Genomic DNA, 676 nt, shown 5'->3' on the forward strand with positions numbered 1-676 from the left:
ACACTTCCACCCTTAATATCAGTAAAGATAACTACTTCGTCTTCCTGTGGAATCTTTGCAAAATATTCTTCAATCTGCTCATTGATAGGTTTCTGTCCATCTACATAAGCTGTAATATAGTCTACGTTATCTACATTACCGATTAAGAATTCCATTGTTGATCTTGCACCTGAAGCAAGCAAGCCATGTGTGGCTATTAAAATATGTCTCATTTTCATATCCCCCCTTACACTTATATAAGTTGCAATTGTCATGCCAACTTTTAAGTTTTCTGTTTTATATTTTCTCCTTTCTTTTTTCTTTTCACTTATATATACTGCAATTGACGTGCCAACTTTTAGTATGTATTTATTAATTCTTTTATTTCTTTTTCTTCTGGCATTACTCTTAATGCACCCTTCTTAGTTGTAATTAAAGAAGCTGCTGCATTCGCAAACTGAAGCATTTCTTTTAAATCTTCTTCAGTCACATTGTCCAAGCCATGCTTAAGTACTGCATGAAGTGCACAGGCTCCAAATGTATCACCTGCACCTGTTGTTTCAATCGTATCCTTATTTAAATAAGGCTCCATAAATACTTTTAAATCACCATAGTAAGCGATACTACCATTTGGACCAAGTGTGACATTGATGAGTTTTGCATGTGTTCTTTGTCTAATGATGTCAATTCCCTTATC

At 34.3% G+C, this 676-nt stretch carries 2 protein-coding genes; both read right to left on the reverse strand.

Annotated elements, in window-relative coordinates; genetic code table 11:
- The coding region (locus tag QVO42_RS06225) for a PTS sugar transporter subunit IIA (RefSeq protein WP_502685362.1) at window positions 1-212 on the reverse strand (212 nt) is incomplete at its 3' end.
- 125 nt (window positions 213-337) lie between these two features.
- On the reverse strand, window positions 338-676 hold a 339-nt coding region (locus QVO42_RS06230; RefSeq protein WP_288163950.1), incomplete at its 5' end, for a PfkB family carbohydrate kinase.

Origin of the sequence: Catenibacterium sp. CAG:290 (assembly GCF_000437715.1) — a bacterium.
GTDB lineage: Bacteria > Bacillota_I > Bacilli_A > Erysipelotrichales > Coprobacillaceae > Catenibacterium > Catenibacterium mitsuoka_A.